Genomic DNA, 22,519 nt, shown 5'->3' with positions numbered 1-22,519 from the left:
CCTTTGATGGAGTTTGGGTTCATCTTTATACTTCTAATATTGCTCGTATAGATTGGAATGGAAAAGAAATACAATTTGAAGTTAAAACTCAATATCCCTGGGATGGATTAGTAGAATTTCACATTAATACTGAAGGAGAATACAGTATCTTCTTAAGAATTCCTAGTTGGTGCAGAAGATATACTTTATCTATAAATGACGAGGAAATATCTGCCAATATAATTAATGGATACGCAAGAATTGAGAGAATATGGAAAAAAGGAGATATTCTAAGGTTAAATCTTGTTATGGAATCTGAATTTGTAGTTTCTAATCCTAAGGTCATTAACAATATAGGAAAAGTAGCAATTAAAAGAGGACCAATAGTATATTGTTTGGAGCAGGTTGATAATCCCTTTAATATATGTGATCTTGAGGTATTCACTCATTTTCCATTAACCTCTTCCTTTGAACCGATTTTAGATGGAGTGGTAGTAGTACGAGGTAAAGGTGGCATTGTAGAATCCAATACTTGGAAGAAGAATTTATATTATTCATTAAAAGATATAAACTCAAAAAGAAAAGAAGTAGAGTTTATAGCAATACCATATTTTGCCTGGGCTAATAGGGAACCAGGTCCTATGCAGGTATGGGTTAGGAAGATATAAATTTTTATTTTTAAATTTTTACTGAAAATTTATAAATGGTAGTTTCTTTATATATTTCTTGAGGGCGGAGAATCACATTAGGGAAATTAGGATGATTGGGAGAATCAGGATAATGTTGAGTTTCAAGACAAAATCCGGAGTACTCTTTATAATATTTTCCGCCCTTTCCTTTTATATTTAACCAGTTACCAGTATAAAGTTGAACTCCAGGCTGTGTTGTATATACATCCATCGCCCTTCCACTTTTTGGTTCATAAACTGTAGCACACAGAGCAAGTTTTCCTGTTTGATTATCGAGTACAAAATTATGATCATAACCGTTAAAAGGAGGATATTTAAGTTCTTTTATCTTTTCACCTATTTTTTTTGGAGTTCTAAAATCTAAGGGAGTGTTTTCAACAGATACTATCTCTCCAGTAGGAATTAAGGTGTTATCTACTGCTGTATAATTTTTAGCTAAAATCATAAGCTCATGTTCTAATATATTCCCTACTCCTTCTCCCAAAAGATTAAAATAAGAATGGTTTGTCAAATTTATTATTGTTGGCTTATCTGTAGTAGCAATATAATCTATAACAACTTCATTATCATTAGTAAGGATGTATGTAACTGAAACATCAAGATTTCCAGGAAAACCCTCCTCCCCATCATGACTCAAATATTTTAACCTCAGAGCTGGTCCAGAAGGAAGCTTCATTGGAATTGCTTTAAAGACTTTTCTATGGAAACCCTTAACACCACCATGAAGAGAATTTTCACCATCATTTAATGCAAGCTGATAAGAAATTCCATCAATAATGAATCTTCCTTTAGCAATTCTATTCGCATATCTTCCAACAATACATCCCAAATATGGATTATTAGAACTTTCATATTCATAAAGAGTATCAAAACCTAAAACTATATCTTCTAAAACTCCATTTTTATCAGGCACCCAAAGCTCTGTAATAGTCGCTCCATAGGTTATTATCTTCATAATTAGACCATTTTTATTTATTAATGTATACTGATCCACAGGAATACCCTCTTCTGTAATTCCATAAAAAGACTTTTCTATATGGATATCCTTCATAAAAGACTCCTCCTTTTTAAAAATTATTTATAAGCCTTATCTAAGGCATTCTCTAAATCTTCTATTAAATCATAGGGATCCTCTAAACCGACAGAAACTCTAATAAGATTTTCGGGTAAGTTTACTCCATCCTTTCTTTTAGGAGTAAAAGCGTATTTTCCAGGAAAAACTAAACTCTCAAATCCTCCCCAGCTTACTGCTATTTTAAAATATTTCAAACTATTTAAAAACTTTCTCACCTGATTTTCGCTACCTTCAATTTCAAAGGAAAATAAACCGCTAAAACCCTTCATTTGAGATTTTGCTAAACTATGTTGAGGATGGGAAGGAAGTCCAGGATAATTTACTTTTAATACTCGATTATGCTTTTCTAAATAATCTGCTACAATTAATGCATTCTTTTGATGTTCCCTCATTCTAATAGGAAGAGTTCTTAAACCCCTTAACATTAACCAAGCCTCAAAGGGACCTATATTACCTCCTCTTAATTCTCTCTCTTTCTCTACATTATTTATTAAATCCTCATTTGATATAGCTACTCCAGCTATTATATCACTGTGCCCTGATAAATATTTACTTGCTGAATGAACTACTATATCAATCCCAAAATCAATAGGATTTTGAAAGTAGGGGGTAGCCCAAGTGTTGTCTATAACTGTATATATACTATATTTTTTAGCTACCTTAGATATCTTCGATAAATCTAAAACTTCAAAGAGAAAACTAGTTGGACTTTCTATAACAATTAATTTTGTATTCTCCTTAATAAACTCTTCTAAATATTCAACATCTTCTGGAGCAAAGAAGGTGGTTTCAATATTAAATTTTATTAACCAATTGGTAAGAAACTCATATGTGGGGTTATATAAAGATTTGACTGCTAAAATGTGATCCCCAGATTTTACAAAAGAAAGAATAACAGAGGTAAGAGCATTAACTCCAGCATTAAAAACTTTTGCTCTTTCCCCTTTTTCTAATAAAGCTAATTTCTTCTCTAAAATTTCAATGGTGGGATTTCCCTCTCGAGTATAAACATATTTGGGGATCTTTTTTAAGAAGTAATTTTCTAACTCTTCATAAGAGGTAAAGGCAAAATTGGAATTTTCAAAAATTGGAGGTACAATAGCTCCAAAATAAGAAGAATTGTCTTCTTCATAATGTATCATTATAGTTTCAAGATTAGTCATTTATAACCTCCATTCATTAGGATATTTTAATTTATTTTACAACATTTTTTTAGTATTTTTAAAAAATTTTTGGGGTTTAGGTACTTTCTCTGTTAATTTCTAGAATTTTATCTTTACAAAAAAAATATTTTAATTACATTACTTTAATATTTTCCTAAAGCTACCATCTTTCCTTGTAAGATTAAGGAGAATATGATAAACTTTATTTAAGTGCATTTTTTTATTTATATGCAAAAATTAAAACTATTGGAGGAACGTTATGAAAGAAGAATTGGAAAAATTTTTAAAAAGATACAATTGGGAATTTTATGAGGATTCCTTAAGAAAAATAACAGATAATGTATCTTTATTTATTGCAAAAACAAATGGAGAAAAGAAAATAGGAATTTTGAAAAAAGAAAATAATTTTTATCTATCAGAGCCCCATTATCCTCAAGATTTATTCATTGATTCCCTAGATTTATATATAAATTTTTATCCCCTTTCCTTTGAAAATTATTTAAAACTTAAAGAAATTATAAATATTTCTCCCTCTCCTTGTGATAAAAAAACTTCCTTTGGAACTGGAGATAGATTGGGTCTTGTATCTTCTTCTCATTTAAAAGCCCTAAAAAATTATTCAATTTTTCCTGTTATCTCTCAGCAATCACCTCGCGAACTAATAAAAACTCATAGAGATTTTAAAGATGTTCTTTTAAAAGGAGTTTTAGGAGTTTTAGAGTCAGGATATCAAGGAAGATTTGGGGCGGACGCTGATCACATAAAAGATGAATATTATTTGCAAGAAGGAATAAATGCAGGATTTTCAATGTATACTTTAGATATTAGCGATTTTTTAGAAAAGATTGAAAATCTTAAGAAAAACGAACTTCAAGAAAGGTTTAGGAGAATTTCTTCTTTAAGCAAAAAAATTATCGAGAAATATAAGGGTAAAAAATTAAACATATCCTCCCAAGAGTATTATGAGTTTAATGAAGAAAGACTATGTGAATCTGCAATTATCTACGAAAGAGGCTTAGATTTTATAGAAAAGGTATATATAAACTTAAAAGAAAAAATTAAAGATTTTGATCTTGAAGTATCTATAGATGAAGGAGAAAGAGATACAACACTAGAAGATCATTTGTTTGTCGCAGAGTATTTACACGAAAAAGGAATAGATTTTTGGAGTTTAGCCCCTAAGTTTCCTGGAGAGTTTCAAAAGGCTCTAGATTATCAGGGAGATATTAAAATTTTCTCTTATGAATTAAAAAAGCATTATATCCTTTCTCAAAAAATTGAAGGTTATAGACTAAGCCTCCACTCTGGAAGTGATAAGTTCTCTATATATAAGATTCTTTCAGAAATTACCCAGAAAAACTTTCATATAAAGACCTCTGGAACTAGCTGGCTTCAAGGAGTAAAAGTTATTGCAAAATTTGATCCACAGCTATTTTCTGAACTTTATCTTATTGCATTAAATAATTTAGAGGAGAGTAAAAAAGCATATAAAGTATCTATAAAGAAAGAAGACTTTCCTAAAGAAGTCCAAGGGGATCCCTTAGTATTCTTTGAAAAACCGGAGGTGAAACAGCTATTTCACATATCCTATGGGGTTATTTTGGATGAGAAGAAAAAAGAAATATATGATATTTTAGATAGACATGAAAAGGAACATTATGAATTTGTAAGAGAAAATATTGAAAATCATTTAAAAATTTTATTTGAGGAGGAATCACAATGATAAAAATAGCTATAGTTAATTCCAGTAGTTTTGGGAAATATTTTCCAGAACATATAGAAAGGTTAAAAAAATTAGGAGAAGTAGAAAGATTTGAATTTCCAGAAGACATAAATGGAAAAACATTGGCAGAAAAACTTATGGGATTTTCTATCATTATCGCTAGTGTAAAACCATATTACAACAAAGAGTTTTTTGATTATAAGGATAAAACTCTTTTAATAACCCGGCACGGAATAGGATACGATAATATCGATATAAAAAGTGCCACAGAAAAAGGAGTAATTGTAACAAAAGTGAGTGGAGAGATAGAAAGAGAAGCAGTAGCAGAAACTGCAATTGCTCTATTAATGAGTGTTATAAGAAAAATAAGAGAAGCATCTTTGAAGGTAAAAGAAGGTAAATGGAAGGAAAGAGCAAAATTTATTGGATGGGAGATAAAAGGAAAAACTGTAGGAGTAATTGGATTTGGAAATATTGGAAGTAGAGTGGGAGAGATATTGAAAAAAGGATTTGATGCAAAAATTTTAGTTTATGACCCTTATCTTTCGGAAGAAGAGATAGCCAAAAGAGGAGGAGAAAAAGTAAGTTTAGAAGAACTTCTTAAAAATTCTGACATTATCTCTTTAAACTGTTCACTAACTTCTGAGAATTATCATATGCTTTCTTTTAAAGAATTTTCCCTTATGAAGGATGGAGTGTTTATAGTTAACACAGCAAGGGGAGAATTGATTGATGAAAAAGCATTAATTTCTGCTTTAGAATTAGGCAAAGTAGGAGGGGTAGGAGTAGATGTAGTGGAGGGAGAACCTATAGATGAAAATCATCCTCTATTAAAATTTGAGAATGTGGTAATAACTCCTCATATATCTGCATATACTTATGAGGCTTTAAAAGCTATGGGAGATAAAGTTGTTTCTGATGTAGAGAGAGTTTTAAGAGGAGAGATTCCCGAAGAAGTAATAAATAAGGAAGTCTTAGAGGGAGAGCCATGGAAGAGTTAATTCTTGCTGTAGATATTGGAACCACAAATATTAAAGCAGGAATTATTGATGAATATGGAAATCTTTTGAGAGTTAAAAGTAAAGAACTTCCTATAGAAAAGGATAATTCAGGAAAGGCAGAACATAATCCTGAAGAAATTTTTAATATATTTGTCCTTTTAGTAAGAGAGATAGTTTCAGGATATGAGGATAGAATATCTCTTCTTACTCTTTCTTCTTATATGTTTGGACTTCTTCCATTGGACAAAAACTTAAAACCTCTCACAGGCATTATTACTCTTTTAGATTTAAGATCCCGAGAAACCTTTGAGGAACTATACAAATTAGTAGATTTTGAAGAATTATATAGAAGAACAGGATGCCCTCCCCTTTTTATCTATCCATTTTCAAGAATATATTGGTTAAAAAGAAAGAAAGGGGAAATATTTGAAAAAGCAAGATATTATATAGGTTCTAAGGATTATTTCTTGTTAAGACTTCTGGGAGATTTATATACAGAACCAAGTCAATCCATATCAACACAGCTTATGAATGTTCATACCCTTACATGGGATCCCTATCCTTTAGAATTTTTAGGAATAAAAGAAGAAAATCTTCCTATAATTGTTCCTCCCGAAAAAATTCTAGGAAAACTTCCTTTAGAAAGTAGTAAGCTTTTAGGATTAAAGGGAGAAGTTTATGTTCTTACCGGAGTTTATGACGGAGGAGCAGTAGGGCTTGGGATAGGTGCTATGGGAGATTCTGTGGGAGTTATAAATATAGGAACCACTGGAATGCTTAGAGTCGCATATCCCAAACCAGTAATTGATAAAGACAAAACCATGAGATTTCAAGCATATTTTCTATGTTCCAATAAATGGTATATAGGAGGAGCAATAAATAATGCTGGAATTATTTTAAAATGGTTCAGAGATAATATTTTTAATCTTTCTTATGAAGAATTAACCTTTGAAGCCCAAAAGGATGATGCTAAAAACCTATTCTTTCTCCCCTTTATTACAGGAGAAAGATATCCTGAAATAGGAAATATAGCCTCAGGAGTATTCTTTGGATTAAAAAGTTTTCATAATAAAAATCACATGATAAGAGCAGGATTAGAGGGAGTAGCTTTTACCTTAAAAATGGCTTTTGACGCTCTAAGAGAAAATAATATAGAAATAAAAGAGCTTAGGGCAGGAGGAGGAGGAACAAGATCTTCTCTTTGGATGAACATATTTGCCTCAGTTTTTAATATGCCTATAAAGGTAACAGAATCTGAAGAGGCAGGACTATTAGGTTCTGCGATTTTAGGATATACTGCATTAAAAAAATTCAAAAGCTTAGAAGAAGCAACAGAAAAATTAGTTAGAATTAAAAATGTATATTATCCTTCTGAAGATCTCGTTGAAGATTATAAAAATAAATTTGAATTTTTTAGATTTTTAGTTAAGAATTTAAAAGAAGCCTTTGAAAGGCACAATAATTTATAAAGGGGGAATAAAATAATGAAGGGAGATATTGGATTAGTGGGATTAGCAGTAATGGGGCAGAATCTTGCCTTGAATATCGCAAGGAAAGGTTATTCAGTATCAGTATATAATAGAACTCCTAAAAAAACAGAGGAATTCTTAAAAGAGAAAGTAAAGGAAGAAAAGATAATTCCATGTTATGATCTAAAAAACTTTGTGGATTCTTTAGAGAAACCACGAAAGATAATTCTTATGGTAAAAGCTGGAAATCCTGTAGATGAGATGATTAATGATCTTTTACCCTATTTAGATCCTGGTGATCTGATAATTGATGGTGGAAATTCTCATTATTTAGATACTTCAAGAAGGATTAAAGAGTTAAAGGAAAAGGGGATTCTATATCTAGGAATGGGAGTATCAGGAGGAGAATATGGAGCACTATATGGTCCCTCTTTGATGCCTGGAGGTTCTGAAACAGCATACAAAATGGTAGAAGACCTTCTATTAAAAATCTCTGCAAAGACCGACGATGGTCCATGTTGTACTTTTGTAGGAAGAGATTCTGCAGGACATTTTGTAAAAATGGTTCATAATGGTATTGAATATGCATATATGCAAGCTATAGCTGAAACTTATGATATTATGAGGAAAGCTTTAAAGATGAACTCTTACGAGATAGGAGATGTTTTTGAAAATTGGAATAAAGGAGAATTAAATTCCTTTTTAATGGAGATATCTTATAAGATTATGAGATATATTGATAGAGAAAAAGGAATTCCCCTTGTAGAGCTAATCTTAGATAAAGCAGAACAAAAAGGAACAGGAAAATGGACTGCCCAATCCGCATTAGATCTTGGAGTTCCTACTCCCTCTCTAAATCTTGCAGTAGAAGCAAGAACTTTATCTTACTTTAAAGATTTAAGAAAGGATCTTTCTAAAAAGTATTCTATACTTAACTCAAACATCCTCCTTGAAAAAGAGAAAATTCTTAAAGATTTAGAGAAATCTCTTCTTTTTGCATTATTCATGGCCTTTTCTCAAGGACTTTGGTTAATAAGTTCTGCTAGTAAAGCTTTTGATTACGGAATAAATCTTTCAGAAGTACTAAGAATATGGAAAGGAGGTTGTATAATAAGGGCGAAAATTCTAAACTTTTTAAGAGAAATTATTAATGAAAATCCTGAAAATGTGAATCTTCTAAATAGTGAAAAATCCATCTCTTTTGTTAAGGATAAATTAGATTCTATAAAAAATATAACAAAACTTGCAAAAGATTTTAACATAGCAACCTTGGTTTTAAATTCCTCTTTAGATTACTTCTTGAGCTTAATCGAAGAAGATCTTCCTGCAAATCTTATTCAAGCTCAAAGAGACTTTTTCGGTGCTCATACCTTTGAAAGAAAAGATAAAGAAGGAATTTTTCATATTCAATGGGAAGAATTTTAAAAAGGAGGAGAGAAAGATGAGCTATGTAGAAGAACTTTTCTCAGTAAAAGATAAAGTCGCCGTTTTTACGGGAGGTTCAGGGATTTTAGCAGGTGCCATTGCAAAGGGATTAGGTAAAGCAGGAGCAAAAATCGTCATAACAGATATTACTTCCTTAGAAGAAAGAATAGAAGAGTTGAAAAAAGAAGGAATTGAAGTAGAAGGATATTACATGGATGTTTTAGATAAGAAAGTTGTTGAAGAAGTAGCTCAAAAAGTAAAGGAAAGATTTGGAAAGGTAGATATTCTTCTTAATGCTGCCGGAGGAAACATTCCTTCTGCAACCACATCAAAAGAAGTATCTTTTTTTGACCTTCCTATTGAGGCTTTAAAGAAAGTAATAGATTTAAATCTATTTGGAGGAGCCATAATTCCTAGCCAAGTCTTTGGGAAAATGATGTTAGAAAATAAAGATGGTGGAGTAATAATTAACTTTTCCTCTATGGCTTCTTTTAGACCATTAACAAGAACCATAGGCTATTCAGCAGCAAAGGCAGCTGTAAGTAATTTTACTCAATGGCTTGCAGTATATATTGCTCAAGAATATTCCCCAAAAATCAGAGTAAACGCTATTGCACCTGGATTTTTATTGACAAAACAAAATAGATATCTTCTTTTAGATGAAAATGGAAATTTAACACCAAGAGGTCAGGCGGTTATTAATCACACTCCTATGGGAAGATTTGGAGATCCCGATGAACTTATTGGAACTATAATTTGGCTCTCTTCTCCCGCAAGCTCCTTTGTAACAGGAGCAGTTATTCCTGTAGATGGTGGATTTAATGCTTACTCTGGGGTATAAATAAGGTGGGGATTCTCCCCACCTTTAAATCCATTCTATTCTTTTTACATTATTAAGTTCTGCAATTTTTGTTATTAATTCTTTCTCCGAAAATCTTGCAGGAAGCTTTAGAAAAATATTTAAAATTATTCTACCTTCCTTATAGGATAAAAGTTCAATTTTCTTTATTTCTACATTTAATTTTTCCATTAAATTACCTATATTTTCAATGGAACCAGGTTTATCCTCTATTACACATCTTAGAGAAAGAAGTCTATGACTACCAATGACAGATATCTCTAACTTACGAGCAAAAATCAATGTTGCCACCACCAATAGAGTAGTAAAAATTGCAGGCAAATAGAAACCTATTCCAATAGCTAAACCAATTCCTGATACAGTCCATATACTTGCAGCCGTAGTAAGTCCCTTTATGGTTGATCCTGTCCTTAATATGGTTCCTGCACCTATAAAGCCAATACCAGTTATTACCTGTGCAGCAATTCTTCCTGGATCTGCTTGATATTTTCCCAAAAATCCATATGCGGATACTATCATTATTAAGGTAGAACCAAGAGAGACTAAAATATGAGTTCTAAGGCCTGCAGGCTTCTCTTCTTTCTCTCTTTCCCAACCTACTAAGCCTCCTAATAATATCGACAATAAAAGTCTAAAAATAATATCAAAATCGTTTATCATTGATTTTTAAATTATATCACATGTATAGAAAATAATCCTACCCATTTCTCCAAATTCCATAAAAAAGTAAAAAAAATATTTTAGACAAAACTTTTGTCTAAAATTTTGGTATATAATAATAAAAAAACGGAGGTAATATTATGAAAAAAAATATATGGATCTTTTTTATTTTTGTAATTTTAGCTTTGAGTTCTTCTTTTTCCCAGACCCAAACTTCTACGGCAACAGTCTCAAAACCTGGAACAGTATTTGTTCTTCATATTGAATCCTTTAGCAAAATTTACAAGTCTAATTTCGAAAAAAATATAAGAGCCTTTGATGATACTTTCAAATTCGGAACTATTCTTTACCATCCTATTATAGGCCTTAATATCTCTTGTTATACTAAAACAAGCCAAAAGGGATTACCTTATCCTACATTAGCAAATAGAGTTTTAAAGGAACTATTATCTCTCATAAATGATATACTATTACCTCCTAAAACATCTATTAATATAATAATAATGGTACAGGATAAAAATGATCCCTTTCTAGGAAAAACATTATTTATTAGTATTCCTTATCAAGCTATAAAGGATTTCATAGTCAAAAAGGATCAAGAGGCCTTTGCAAAACAGATGATTGTACTTCTTGAAACTGAGAAATTAAACTATCAAAAAGGAACCTTTTTATCTTCCCAATATGATTGGGAATGGATTCTTAAGTTATAGAGGATAGAATATGAAACTATTTAAATTCTTAACTATTTTTCTTTTGATTTTTTTTATCTCTTTTGGGATAACCAGCGAAGAAATTGTTCGAGAGGTATTAGATACTTATAATAAAATAAACACTTTTAGTAGCATATTAGAAGTATATAGTAGAGAAGGAAACAAGGAGGAGTTTTTTATTTTTGAATTTTATTTTAAAAAACCTAATACTTATAGATACAATATACTAGAAGGAAAAGATAAAGGAGCAGTTATTGTAATAAAGGAAGGAAGAGCAAGAATGCAAAAACCAGGATTATTAAAAATAGTACCTTTGACATTGAATCTTGATGATCCTTTAATTTTAAATATCAAGAAGAAAAGATATGATGAAATGGGCTTAGGCTATATAATACAAATGATAACTCAAAAACCAGTAAAACTTATGGAAGAAGAAAGAATATTAGGAATTTCCTGCTTTGTTTTAGAAATGGGCTCTAGCAAAGATCGAACTCACAGTTTTCTTTCTCAGAAATTTTATATAGATAAAAACTTTATCCCCATTCAATTAGAACAATATGAAGATTATAATGGAATTAAAGTTTTGACTCATAGAAGAACATATAAAAATTATAAAATTAATCCTATCTTCGATCCTAATATTTTTGAAATTTAGAAAGGAGGATAAAATGTACAAAGAGTTAAAACATAATTTTATATATTTACTTCATCCCCTTCCTGCTTTTTTAGTTACAAGTGTAAGCAATTTAGGTAAACAAAACATTATGACTGCTTCTTGGATTATTCCCTTTAGTATTAATCCTCCCCTAGTTGTTCTTAGTCTTAGGCCTGAAAGGTTTACTCTTCAACTTATTAAAGAAACTAAAGAATTTGTTATAAATATTCCTCCCTATGAACTTTCTAACGCAACTTTAATCTGTGGAAAAGTATCAGGAAGAGATAATGATAAATTTAAATTAGCAAATCTTACTCCAATTCCAGCAAATAAAGTCAAAGCGCCTTTAATAAAAGAATGCATAGCCCATATAGAATGTGTTTTAGAAGATATCATTGATATAAAAGGAGATCATTTATTAGTTATAGGCAAGGTAGTTTATGCTCAAGTAGAAGAGGATAAATTTGAAAAAGTATATAATCTTGATAAATTTAATCCCTCTATGTATTTAGGACAAGATACTTATACCACATGTAAGGAGGTAAAAAAGATAACTTTGGGGTAAGTATAAAGTTAGAAAAAATAACAAAATCTTTTCCTATCGAGAAAGAATTTACTCTTTTTAGAAGAAAAAGAGAAAGAGTTTTAGAAGATTTACCTGAAGCAGAACAAGGGAAAATTTATGCTCTAAGAGAGGTAGATCTTTTTATTCCTGAAGGGAAAACCCTCTGTATTATTGGACCATCAGGATGTGGCAAAACTACATTATTAAAAGTAATTGCAGGACTGGAAAAACCAGATTCAGGAAATATTTATTTCAATGAACAATTGGTAAATGATCTTCCTCCAAAAGATAGAGGAGTTGGAATGGTTTTCCAGAATTATGCCCTATATCCTCACTATAAAGCTCGTGGGAATCTTTCTTTTTATTTTTGGATAAGAAAAAGACCTGAAAAAGAGATAGATGAAAGAATAAGAGAAACCGCAAAAATTCTAGGAGTCGGATTTGAAGAACTTCTGCCAAGAAAACCAAAAACTTTATCAGGTGGAGAACAACAAAGAGTTGCTATTGGAAGATGTATTGTAAGAAATCCTACTTTGATGCTCATGGACGAACCATTATCTAACCTAGATGCAAAATTAAGAGTTATAACAAGAACAGAAATAAAAAAGTTACTTGTAAGATTTCAAGTAACTACAGTTTATGTTACTCATGATCAAAGAGAAGCACAAGCCTTAGGAGATATTATTGCAGTAATGAAACAGGGAAGAATACTACAAGTAGGAACCTATGAGGATCTTATAGAAGAACCAAAAGATGCTTTTACTGCTTCTTTCGTTGGTGTGCCTCCTATGAATCTTATTAAAGGAGAAGTAATAAATAATAAATTTGTTTTTAACAACTTAGAAATTCCAATTCCCTTTAAATATAATAAGAAAGAGATAATCTTAGGATTTCACCCTTCCAAAATTGAAATCAGTAAGAATCCTACAAATTTAATAGGAGAAATATTTTTTATAGAAAGTCTTCCTTCAGATAAATTTCAAATCCTTCACATAGAAATAGGAAAATTAAATTTAAAGATTCAGATTCCAAGAGAAAATGCATTTCGAATTGGAGATAAAGTTTATTTAAATCTTCCTCAAAAAATTTACTTTTTTGATCCTGATAATGAAAAGAGAATAGTGTAAAAGGAGGTCTATTATGAAAAAATTTACTTTAATTGTATTGGTCTTTATACTTTTTATAACTCCATTATTTTCTTGGTCTGCTCATAAAGAGATGACGGAGATTATATTAGAACAATTTCCATGGCTTCAAAAATATGACAATATAGAAGTGACTCCTTATACTTATAATGATCCTTCTATATATAACCCTTCCTATGTAATCTCCTATCGAGGAGAGAAAATTGGGGATAAAATTTCTGCTATTACTATTATTACAAGATACATAGAAGAGCCAGATAAAGGAATGGACGAAAATATAAACTTAAATTCTATGCAGAAATTAACAGGGGGAAGTTCTGGATGGAGACATATGTATTTTATTACCTTTCAAGGTTTATGGATTTTAGGAGAAGCCCCTAAAAGAGCTCTTCATTTTTGGAATTTAGCAAAAGAAGCTTTTATGAAAAAAGATTACTATTGGGGATTTAGATTTTTTGCTTATAGTCTTCATTATCTTCAAGATGTTAGTATGCCCTTCCATGCCTATCCTATGCCCCTAAAAAATGTAATTTTGGGGATATTTAATTTAGATAAGCTAATATCTCAAGGAGAAAATCATCATTATACTCTAGAGGATTATCAAGAGTACCAGATAAAAATTGGGAATCCTAAATACATAAAAGCACTAAAAGAGGCTAAACCTTTAGAATTTAGTAATCCTGAAGAATCAGCTAAAAAGGCTGCATGGATTTCTCGAGATTATGTGGGGAAATTATGGGATTTACAAATAAAGTATTACGGTCCTGAAATAAATGAAAAAAAGAAGTATAAAGCAGATCAGAAGTTCTTTACCTTAGAATACTATTCTCCTCTTAGAGAAGAATATGACAATACTATTATAAAAGCCTTAGAATTTTGTGCGGGATGGACTAAAGGATATTTAAATTTTCTTAAAGATTTTTTAGATAAATTGGAGGGAAAATAAATGAAAAAAGCATTTATAATACTCGGAGTAACTTTCATTGCATTATTTTCTCTTCTTTATATATTAACAGATATTTTTACTCCTCCCATAGAGGTTAAAGCTCTAAGTGTAGAGAAAAAAAATCTTCCTATAATAATATCCACAACAGGAAATTTATATTTTATGAATAAAGTAGACATTAATCCTAAGATATCAGGAACTCTTTTAAAGCTAAGAGTAAAAGTGGGAGATAAAGTTAAAAAAGGAGAGATTCTAGCAGAAATAGATGCCAAGGATATAAAAAAACAAATAGATAATTTAAAATTAATCATGAAAACCCTAGAGACTCAAGAAACCCTACAGAATCAATTTAAAATACTAGGATCTCTTTTTGGCTTTTCCCAAGAAAATTCCCAAGAGTATATAAATATATTTGAAAATCTAAAAAATATTCTATCTGTATATTATGAAAATCTTAGAAACATGTATGAAAACAGACTTATAAAATCCCCAATTTCAGGAATAGTAGTAAATATTAATGCAGAAGAAGGCCAAATCATTAAAGAACAATTCCAATTTAACCTAAACTTCTCTAATTTAAACTCTTTAAATCTTTCTTCTTTATTAAACCTTTTTTACTCACCTTCCTCATCTACTCCTTTAATGACTATTGTGGACACAAACTCTCTAGTAGCTGATGTAAGAGTTGATGAATCTAATGTTTTAAAAATAAAAGAAGGACAAAAAGCAGAAATAAGGGTAGAAGCTTTAGGGGACAGAATATGGGAAGGAAGAGTTAAAAGTATATCCTTTTCTCCATCTATTAGTAAAGACGGAAGTTATGGTTATAATGTAAAAATCTCAATCCCAGCATTAGGTGACAAGGTAAAGGAGGGAATGTCAGTCTCTGCAGATATTTATGTTGGAATTAAGAAAAATGCATTAGTTATTCCTATGAACTCTATTATTTTCAGAGAAGGAAAAACCTTTGTTTTTATTGTAAATAATAATCATGCAATAGAAAAAGAAGTATTTTTAGGAGATATTCATGGTGATATGATAGAGGTTGTAAAGGGTTTAGAAGAGAAAGATACTATTATTTTAAGTCCTTCAAATAAATTAAAAAATGGAAGTAGGGTAAAAATAAATGAGAATTTTAGAAAGTTTTAAATCTTCTATATATAACTTGAGAGTTAATAAACTTAGATCTTTTCTTACTATTCTTGGAATAATAATTGGAGTATTTACAGTAATTCTTTTAATTTCTATTGGCCAAGGAGCTAAAAATAGAGTAACTCAGGTCATGCAGGAACTAGGAGCTAATACCCTTTTAATATTTCCTTCTAATATAGAGACAAATGGAGATTTTAACACTCTTCGAGAAGAATCTCAGAGGAGAAGAAATAGAGGAATGCCTCAGTTGTTTAACTATAGTGATATCCTTTATTTGAGAAAGATTTTTAGAAATGAAATTTTGATATCATCTCTCGTTAATTCTTATCTATCTGTAAAATATAAATTCATCGACATAAATGCTCAAGTGATAGGAACTGATAACGAAGGGCTCATAATTGCTAAAGAGGGACTTCTTTCAGGAAGATTCTTTACTGAATCTGAAATTAAAAATAGAGAGAAGGTATGTATTATAGGTCCTAAAATTGCAAAAGAAATTGCAGAAAATTATGAGTCTGCAGTTAATAAACTTATTGATATTGGAGGACAAAATTATAGGATAGTTGGTGTTTTAAAAGAAAAAGGATATTCCTCTTCAAATTATGGAGATCAAGATAGAAGAATAATAATTCCTATAACAACCTTATTTTCTTTCAAAGGAGATCAAAACTTGAATATTATTGCAGTGCAAGTGAAAAATTCTGAATTCTTAGAGATTTATCGTCATAAATTAATCTTTGCTTTAAAACAAAGAAGAGGAAAAACCAATTTTGTTATTGCGAGACAAGAAGACCTCCTCTCTGCTATGAATGAAATATTGAATATCTTAACCCTTACTTTAGCTGGAATTGCAGGAGTATCCCTTATAGTAGGAGGAATTGGAATAATGAATATAATGCTAGTATCAGTTATGGAAAGAATAAGAGAAATAGGTATAAGAAAGGCTGTCGGAGCAAAGAAAAAAGATATATTGGTTCAATTTCTTGTAGAGTCTTCTATTTTAAGTATTTTTGGGGGAATAATTGGAATCCTTTTGGCACTGCTTTCTGGTAAAATAATTACTAATTTTGATATACCCTTCTCCTTAAATCTTAATATATTAGCCTTAGGATTTTTGTTTTCTCTTTCTATAGGATTAATATTTGGTGTTTGGCCTGCAGTTAGAGCAGCAAGTTTGGATCCTATTCAAGCCTTAAGATCTGAATAAAAATATTGACATAAATCTTTAAATTTTATAAAATTTAATCTATAAAATTATAAAAAGGAGATTAAATTTTTATGGCCCACAATTTAATTAGATGTCCTATATGTGGCAAAGAGATGTTAATTATAAGATTAAAATGTAATAATTGTAACATAACCGTGGAAGGAGAGTTCTTATCTAATAAGATAGCATCTTTAAGTCCTGAAGAGCAGGAATTTTTAGAACTCTTTTTAAGAACTCGAGGAAATGTTAAGGAAATGGAGAGAATATTAAAAATTTCCTATCCCACAGTGAGAAGTAGATTAGATAATATTTTAAGATCTATAGGATTAATACCTTTAGATGAAGAGGAAATAAAAACAAAGACTCGAGAGATTATTGATAAATTAGAAAGGGGAGAAATAACTGTTCAAGATGCCTTAAATCTTTTAGAAGAAAAGAAAGAGGAGGATATTTAAATGTCTACAAGAATATTTTTGGGGTTAGTATTAGTTATATTAGGCTTATCATTGATAGCTAAAAATTTTGGATTTCCTCTAATTGGAGAACTTATAAAATTATGGCCTCTTATTTTTATATATTTTGGTCTTAAACTACTTTATAATTCTTATAAAAGAGAAAAAATTTGGAGGAGGAGAAAAAAGATGAAAGAAGAAAGAATGAGAATTCTAAAACTTGTTGAGGAAGGAAAAGTTAAAGCGGAAGAAGCAGAAGAATTATTAAAAAAAATAGAAGGAAATTTAGAGAAAGAGAAAAGATTTTTGAAGATAAATATTATAGAAAAGGGAAAAACAAAAGTGAATATAATTATTCCCTTATCTCTATTAAGTTGGGGGTTAAAATTAGCAAGTAAATATGGGAAAGAGTATACAGGGAAAATAGATATATCTCCGGAAGAAATTGAAGCAATTATAAATAATCCAGATTTTAGAGGAAGAATTGTAGATATTAATGTGGAAGAGGAAAATACTCAAGTTTTAGTAGAGATTATATAGAGAAAAGGGGAAAAAGATTCTCCCCTAAATCTTTACTATTTCATATCTACCCCAAACTCCCAAATGTTCTCCTAAGATTATTATCACTTCGAATACTTCTTTAAATCCCTTAGCATATTCAATACCTAAGTCTATATCTTCAGGTTTCTGAATCATATTTCCTACTGCTGTTGCTAATGCATCTGCAAAAATAGCAGATTTTGAGACAATTACTACTGCATCTGCATTTCCAAAACTTAAAGAAGGTCCCACAGTGGCAGAAGAGGTACATATACCAAGAGCTTGCGAAGGAGGAACCAAAATTCCTAATTTGTTACTCCAAGGAGATTCTCCCGCAAAAATAGATACTATTCTTTCTTTTTTGCTACTTAAAAAGATATCTCCTCCATTCTCAACTATGACCTGAGAAGAAAGTTTTAATAAATCTTTACCTACAAACTCTGCAATAGCCCCCGCTACTGACGCCATAGGACCTACTCCTGCTTTTTCTGACCAATATGCCATCTCTTTTGCAATTTTAGGAGCACAGGGTAAAACCTTATGAGGCTCTAAAGTAATTTGGAATAATGGATCTATTTTGATATATTCTTCTAATTGTCCTCTGTAATACTCGAGAATCTTTTCTGCTTCTTTTTCTAAATTTTTTTCTGCTAAAATGTAAAGATCACTTTCCTTAATCTTTACAGGAAAGCTTATAAGATCACTTGATTTCATGTATCTTCTATATTCCCTTTTTACATATTTATTTGACATTTTTGAATGGCAGTAATAAAATTACTAACGTTCTATGTATTATTATATAGAAAAGAGGTGCATTTTAAAAATAAATTAATTCTATGGATATTCTAGACTCAGGAGTATCTCCATTTCGGAGAAATAATCCTGCATGGTTTTTCATCCGAAGTTTCATATTTGTAATTCTTACAGGAGCTCTTTTGTTAATGTTACCCATGTCCTCTAAAAGTGGCAGTTTTACTGATCCTCTAACTGCCTTATTCACAGCGACATCTGCTACTTGTGTAACAGGTCTTGTAGTCGTAGATACAGGAACTTATTGGTCTTCCTTTGGTCATTTAGTTATTATGGGTTTAATCCAAATTGGTGGACTCAGTTATATTGTCCTCGTAACCTCTCTGATGATACTTCTAAACCGAAAAATTCCTTTGAGAGAAAGAATAATGATTCAGTTTTCTTTAAATACTTTATCCATAAAAGGAATAATTGGATTTTTAAAGGGAGTATTATTAACTGTTCTTATCTTTGAAGGAATTGGAGCCTTATCTTTATTTACTATTTTTATTAGAAATCATTCTTTTATTGAAGCATTAAAATTTGCAATTTTTCATTCTGTATCTGCTTTTTGTAATGCAGGTTTTGACCTTATAGGAGGATTTAGAAGCTTTACTCAGTATGTAGATAATATTCAGTTAAACCTTACTGTAACTTTATTAATAATCACAGGAGGAATTGGATTTTTTGTCATATACGACATTTATCAGAAAATTACTAAGAGAAAAAATCATCTATCTATACATTCTAAAGCTGCATTACTTACCACTTTATTCCTAATCATATTTGGAACTATTATGATCTTTATCTTAGAATATAATAATACTCTAAAGCCTCTCTCTTGGACTGGAAAAATTTTAGGTTCTTATTTTCAAAGTGTGACGCCCAGAACTGCTGGATTTAATACTATAGATATTGGGAAAATGAGACCTGCTACATGGCTATTATTAATCATTCTTATGTTCATTGGAGCATCCCCTGGGGGAACAGGAGGTGGAATAAAAACTGTAACTTTCTTAGTTATTTCTTTAAGTATTTTTGCTATTCTCTTAGAGAGAAAGCATGTTCATTTTAAAAATAGAAGTCTTAATTGGGAAACTGTTAAAAGAGCTTGGGCAGTATTCTTCTTTTCTTTAATTTTAGTATTATCTTCTTGGTTTCTATTACTTTTAACGGAACCTTTTGAGCCTTTAAAAATACTATTTGAGGTAGTATCTGCCTTTGGAACTGTAGGTCTGTCTACTGGAATAACACCCCAACTTTCTTCTTTTGGAAGAATTATCATTATTTTAACCATGTTTTTAGGTAGAGTGGGAACTGTAACTGCGGGTTTAGCTCTCCTTTCTTCTATAAATCACAAAAAACTAATAGATTATCCTGTTGAGGAGGTGAGTGTAGGATAAATGAAGTCTTTATTTTATAGAATAGGTCTTACAAAAGAGAGATTTTATCAATTCACTGTTATAGGATTAGGAAGGTTTGGTTCTACTGTTGCTATTACCTTGGAAAGACTTGGATGTTCTGTTTTAGCTATTGACGAGAATGAGCAAAAAGTAGAAGCATTAAAAGATTATGTTTCTTTTGCAAAAGTTGCTGATGCTACTAATATTAATGCCTTAAGAGATGCAGGAGTACAAAACTCAGATGTAGCAATTATTGCAATAGCAAATGATATTCAATCTTCAGTACTTGCAACTTTATTAGTTAAAGAGCTAGGAGTAAAATATGTAGTAGCAAAAGCAGTAAATGATGCCCATGGCAAAATTTTAGAAAAAATAGGTGCAGATTTAGTTGTATTTCCTGAAAAAGAAAGTGGAGAATTACTTGCTCAAAGGTTAGTAGTTCCTAATATAATTGACTTTATGGAACTTTCTGCTAATGTAAAAATTTTTGAAGTAAAACCTAATCCTCATTTGATAGGAAAAACTCTAGATGAGTTACAATTAAGAAGAAAATATAATCTCAATGTTTTAGCAATTCTTCGAGGTGGAGATATTATAATTAATCCCCACCCCGATGTGAGAGTGGAACAAGAAGATATTCTTTATATAGTGGGAACACTGGATAGCTTAAATAAACTACTTATGGTAGAAAATATTTAAACTATTAATCTTATTTCCATAGCTTTATAGGGACAAATATCTACACATATACCACAAGTAGTACATTTTTGGGGATCAAACTTTACCAAATATGTTTCTTTATCTCTTTGCAGTGCTTTTGTGGGGCAATAATTAACACAGTAGGAACAGTGAGTGCATTTTTCTTCATCCCAGATTACATCTTGAGATAAAGGCTGAATTTTTACATCTAGGTCTTTTAAATATTTTATTCCCTTTTGAAAATTCTCTTCTTCACCCGTAATTTCTAAAACCATAACTCCTTCCTCATCAGGAGTTATAGTAGCTTTCAATATATTAAAGTCTAAATCGAATTTCCGGACCAGATTTACTATTACAGGTTTGTCCGCTAAATGTTTTGGGAAATGTAGTACAACTCTTTCTGTTCTCATTTGGATCCTACCTCCTCTTTTAATTCTCTTCCCGAGAAGGGCTTAAATTTAATTCCTGATTCTGGCCCGGGAATAGGAGCAGAAGGCTTTGTCAATAAAAACTTCCCTTCTTTTATCCATTCCTTTAATATATTTGCAATTTCCCTTGCCTTTGCATAACTAGAGAGAGAATTCGTAGGAACTTTTTTTCCTAAAATTTCTATTTCTCCACTTCTTAATTCCTTATAATTTACTTCCGCTATAACTTCTGGTTCTCTTTCAGGATAAGCTTTACTATAATCTACAACTGGAGCATATATTTCTTCATCTTTAACTGATGTATAAAAAGCAATTTCTTCATCTAATACTGGTATAGGTACTCCAATACCTACTGATAAGGATACTCCATACCCTATAATACTTGCTCCTTTTAACCACTTTGGACTCATCTGCTTAAGATCCCCAATTACTGCAATAGTACCTGCACCTCTTCTTGGGACTCCATTTTCTCCTCTTATGACTGAGGGGTCATGCTGGGTTCCATGCCATACAATATATCCAATTCCTCCCCCTAAGAATATTCTTGTCCCTATACCAATGGTTTTATAAAAAGGATCATTAAGAAGAGGAGATAATTGACCTGCGGAAGAGTAGTTTGCATTACCTAAATTAGGTCTTAACATTCCTAAGTAAGTATAAATAGTTTTATTAGAGAGATTTACTGCTACATTATAATTCTGATAAGCATTTCTAACATTGAAAAGAACTGCTTCATTAAGATCCTTTATATTTATATATGCAGACAAAGTCTTTCTTGGATAGCAATCCGTTCCATAAGTTATAGCTGTTAACAATATATCTTTTCCAGATACTAACTCTTCAATTACATGAGCTCCCCCATAAACAAATTTTCCAGGATAGTATCTATTTCTAGGATCATCTTCAGGAAGAGCAGTAGCACCTAAAAATATATCAACTGCTGCATAACCTGCGTATGCAGGCACATTATTTAAATATACTTTTCCTCCCCCAAGCTTTATTCTAGGCTTTGTATGTCCAATATTAAAGTAAATACCTGAAGAGCACATCATTCCAAAGGTACCAGTAGTAACCACATCTACTTCTCTTGCTGCTTTCTCCACCCCCTTTTCTCTAACAATATCTATCATCTCTTCAGCAGTTACAACTACTGCCTTACCCTGGCGGATTTTCTCATTAATTTCTTCAATAGTCTTTGCCATTCTTTAACCTCCTTCTTAAAATTATTGTTATATATATTGCTCTGAACCGCCCTTTTCGGGCAAGGCATGATCCATACCACTTTCATCACCTCCTTTTATTTAATAAAGTAAAGATTTAGCTTGGAATTATACCAAAATAATCCGAATTATACAAGAGTTTTATATGAAAGCCCTATATTTTTAAAGACTCTAAAAAATTTTTCTATCCTCCCTTTCCTTCTTGACATTTGAGAAATAAAATTTTAAAATTTTACTTGGTTAGTTTCTTATTGAAAATAAAAAACTGGGAGGTGAGACACCTTTAAACTTAACTAATAAACTTCATTAAAAACTTTTTATGGAGGGATTCAACCATGTGGCGTAAAGTTTTAGTTTATTCTCTTCTTTTTATCCTCTTAATAAGCTTTTCTTCTTTTGCTCAACTTAAAGGTAAACTTGAGATTTTTAGTTGGTGGACTGCTGGCGGTGAAGCAGAAGGTCTTCAGGCTCTCTTTGATATTTTCAAAAAGAAGTATCCCAATGTAGAGATAATTAATGCAACAGTTGCAGGTGGTGCTGGTGCTCAAGCAAAAGCTGTATTAAA

At 30.9% G+C, this 22,519-nt stretch carries 24 protein-coding genes; 18 read left to right on the top strand and 6 right to left on the bottom strand.

The genetic code is table 11. The annotated features are described in order from the left end of the window. Positions 1 to 647 (top strand): glycoside hydrolase family 127 protein (locus NZ841_08380; GenBank protein ID MCS7202776.1); only part of this gene is annotated, 647 nt, incomplete at its 5' end. A gap of 10 nt (positions 648 to 657) precedes the next feature. Here the strand turns inward: NZ841_08380 and NZ841_08375 are convergent. Then, on the bottom strand, positions 658 to 1,719 hold the full coding sequence (locus tag NZ841_08375) for a galactose mutarotase (protein ID MCS7202775.1): 1,062 nt from the start codon (positions 1,717 to 1,719) through the stop codon (positions 658 to 660). Between the two features lie 23 nt (positions 1,720 to 1,742). Continuing rightward, positions 1,743 to 2,906, bottom strand: a complete 1,164-nt coding sequence (locus NZ841_08370) for a PLP-dependent aspartate aminotransferase family protein (protein ID MCS7202774.1) — start codon at positions 2,904 to 2,906, stop codon at positions 1,743 to 1,745. Between the two features lie 259 nt (positions 2,907 to 3,165). On the opposite strand from NZ841_08370, the gene NZ841_08365 reads away from it, so the two are divergent. The 5 genes from NZ841_08365 to NZ841_08345 are packed head-to-tail and all read left to right on the top strand — an operon-like array spanning position 3,166 to position 9,365. Further along, positions 3,166 to 4,629: a tagaturonate epimerase family protein gene (locus tag NZ841_08365; protein ID MCS7202773.1), complete on the top strand. Its 1,464-nt coding sequence runs from the start codon at positions 3,166 to 3,168 to the stop codon at positions 4,627 to 4,629. Beyond that, complete coding sequence (locus NZ841_08360) at positions 4,626 to 5,630, top strand: D-isomer specific 2-hydroxyacid dehydrogenase family protein (GenBank protein ID MCS7202772.1); 1,005 nt, start codon at positions 4,626 to 4,628, stop codon at positions 5,628 to 5,630. The genes NZ841_08365 and NZ841_08360 overlap by 4 nt, the downstream gene beginning before the upstream one ends. Continuing rightward, a complete protein-coding gene (locus NZ841_08355; protein ID MCS7202771.1) occupies positions 5,618 to 7,099 on the top strand; it encodes a gluconokinase in 1,482 nt (493 codons plus the stop codon). The genes NZ841_08360 and NZ841_08355 overlap by 13 nt, the downstream gene beginning before the upstream one ends. 15 nt (positions 7,100 to 7,114) lie before the next feature. Then, positions 7,115 to 8,524, top strand: a complete 1,410-nt coding sequence (gene gndA / locus NZ841_08350) for an NADP-dependent phosphogluconate dehydrogenase (GenBank protein ID MCS7202770.1) — start codon at positions 7,115 to 7,117, stop codon at positions 8,522 to 8,524. A gap of 16 nt (positions 8,525 to 8,540) precedes the next feature. Continuing rightward, complete coding sequence (locus tag NZ841_08345; protein ID MCS7202769.1) at positions 8,541 to 9,365, top strand: SDR family oxidoreductase; 825 nt, start codon at positions 8,541 to 8,543, stop codon at positions 9,363 to 9,365. Positions 9,366 to 9,389: 24 nt separating this feature from the next. On the opposite strand, the gene NZ841_08340 is transcribed toward NZ841_08345, so the two are convergent. Then, positions 9,390 to 10,043, bottom strand: coding sequence for an MgtC/SapB family protein (locus NZ841_08340; protein ID MCS7202768.1), 654 nt, complete (start codon positions 10,041 to 10,043; stop codon positions 9,390 to 9,392). A gap of 140 nt (positions 10,044 to 10,183) precedes the next feature. Here NZ841_08340 and NZ841_08335 point away from each other — a divergent pair, with 140 nt between their 5' ends. The 9 genes from NZ841_08335 (at position 10,184) to NZ841_08295 (ending at position 17,415) form a co-directional block, all read left to right on the top strand. Continuing rightward, positions 10,184 to 10,753 carry a hypothetical protein gene (locus NZ841_08335; protein MCS7202767.1) on the top strand — a complete coding sequence of 190 codons (570 nt, stop codon included), beginning with the start codon at positions 10,184 to 10,186 and terminating at the stop codon, positions 10,751 to 10,753. Positions 10,754 to 10,763: 10 nt separating this feature from the next. Next, a complete protein-coding gene (locus NZ841_08330) occupies positions 10,764 to 11,408 on the top strand; it encodes a DUF1571 domain-containing protein (protein MCS7202766.1) in 645 nt (214 codons plus the stop codon). A gap of 13 nt (positions 11,409 to 11,421) precedes the next feature. Continuing rightward, positions 11,422 to 11,973, top strand: a complete 552-nt coding sequence (locus NZ841_08325) for a flavin reductase family protein (GenBank protein MCS7202765.1) — start codon at positions 11,422 to 11,424, stop codon at positions 11,971 to 11,973. Positions 11,974 to 12,086: 113 nt separating this feature from the next. Then, the gene (locus tag NZ841_08320) at positions 12,087 to 13,100 is read left to right on the top strand and encodes an ABC transporter ATP-binding protein (protein MCS7202764.1); all 1,014 of its coding nucleotides are present in this window, start codon (positions 12,087 to 12,089) and stop codon (positions 13,098 to 13,100) included. Between the two features lie 13 nt (positions 13,101 to 13,113). Then, a complete protein-coding gene (locus tag NZ841_08315) occupies positions 13,114 to 14,064 on the top strand; it encodes a hypothetical protein (protein ID MCS7202763.1) in 951 nt (316 codons plus the stop codon). Continuing rightward, a complete protein-coding gene (locus tag NZ841_08310) occupies positions 14,065 to 15,213 on the top strand; it encodes an efflux RND transporter periplasmic adaptor subunit (GenBank protein ID MCS7202762.1) in 1,149 nt (382 codons plus the stop codon). After that, positions 15,191 to 16,423 (top strand): ABC transporter permease, encoded by a 1,233-nt coding sequence (locus NZ841_08305; protein MCS7202761.1) that lies wholly within the window; start codon positions 15,191 to 15,193, stop codon positions 16,421 to 16,423. The genes NZ841_08310 and NZ841_08305 overlap by 23 nt, the downstream gene beginning before the upstream one ends. A gap of 71 nt (positions 16,424 to 16,494) precedes the next feature. Continuing rightward, positions 16,495 to 16,878: a DUF2089 domain-containing protein gene (locus NZ841_08300; GenBank protein ID MCS7202760.1), complete on the top strand. Its 384-nt coding sequence runs from the start codon at positions 16,495 to 16,497 to the stop codon at positions 16,876 to 16,878. Next, positions 16,879 to 17,415 (top strand): DUF5668 domain-containing protein, encoded by a 537-nt coding sequence (locus NZ841_08295; protein MCS7202759.1) that lies wholly within the window; start codon positions 16,879 to 16,881, stop codon positions 17,413 to 17,415. A gap of 24 nt (positions 17,416 to 17,439) precedes the next feature. On the opposite strand, the gene NZ841_08290 is transcribed toward NZ841_08295, so the two are convergent. Continuing rightward, the gene (locus NZ841_08290; GenBank protein MCS7202758.1) at positions 17,440 to 18,168 is read right to left on the bottom strand and encodes a UPF0280 family protein; all 729 of its coding nucleotides are present in this window, start codon (positions 18,166 to 18,168) and stop codon (positions 17,440 to 17,442) included. 83 nt (positions 18,169 to 18,251) lie between these two features. Between NZ841_08290 and NZ841_08285 the strand changes: the two genes are divergently transcribed. Next, positions 18,252 to 19,607, top strand: coding sequence for a TrkH family potassium uptake protein (locus NZ841_08285; protein ID MCS7202757.1), 1,356 nt, complete (start codon positions 18,252 to 18,254; stop codon positions 19,605 to 19,607). After that, entirely contained in the window at positions 19,608 to 20,306 is a 699-nt protein-coding gene (locus NZ841_08280; protein ID MCS7202756.1) for a TrkA family potassium uptake protein, read from the top strand. Here NZ841_08280 and NZ841_08275 read toward each other — a convergent pair. After that, complete coding sequence (locus NZ841_08275; protein MCS7202755.1) at positions 20,303 to 20,716, bottom strand: 4Fe-4S binding protein; 414 nt, start codon at positions 20,714 to 20,716, stop codon at positions 20,303 to 20,305. The genes NZ841_08280 and NZ841_08275 overlap by 4 nt on opposite strands. Further along, positions 20,713 to 21,936, bottom strand: coding sequence for a homocysteine biosynthesis protein (locus NZ841_08270; protein MCS7202754.1), 1,224 nt, complete (start codon positions 21,934 to 21,936; stop codon positions 20,713 to 20,715). Before NZ841_08270 ends, NZ841_08275 begins: the two co-directional genes overlap by 4 nt. A 353-nt stretch (positions 21,937 to 22,289) precedes the next feature. Here NZ841_08270 and NZ841_08265 point away from each other — a divergent pair. Continuing rightward, positions 22,290 to 22,519: carbohydrate ABC transporter substrate-binding protein (locus NZ841_08265; GenBank protein MCS7202753.1), on the top strand; the 230-nt coding region annotated here is incomplete at its 3' end.

The organism is Dictyoglomus sp., assembly GCA_025060475.1.
Taxonomy (GTDB): Bacteria; Dictyoglomota; Dictyoglomia; order Dictyoglomales; family Dictyoglomaceae; genus NZ13-RE01.
Note: the sequence above shows the minus strand (reverse complement) of the source record. Positions and strands in the feature narration are given on the sequence as shown.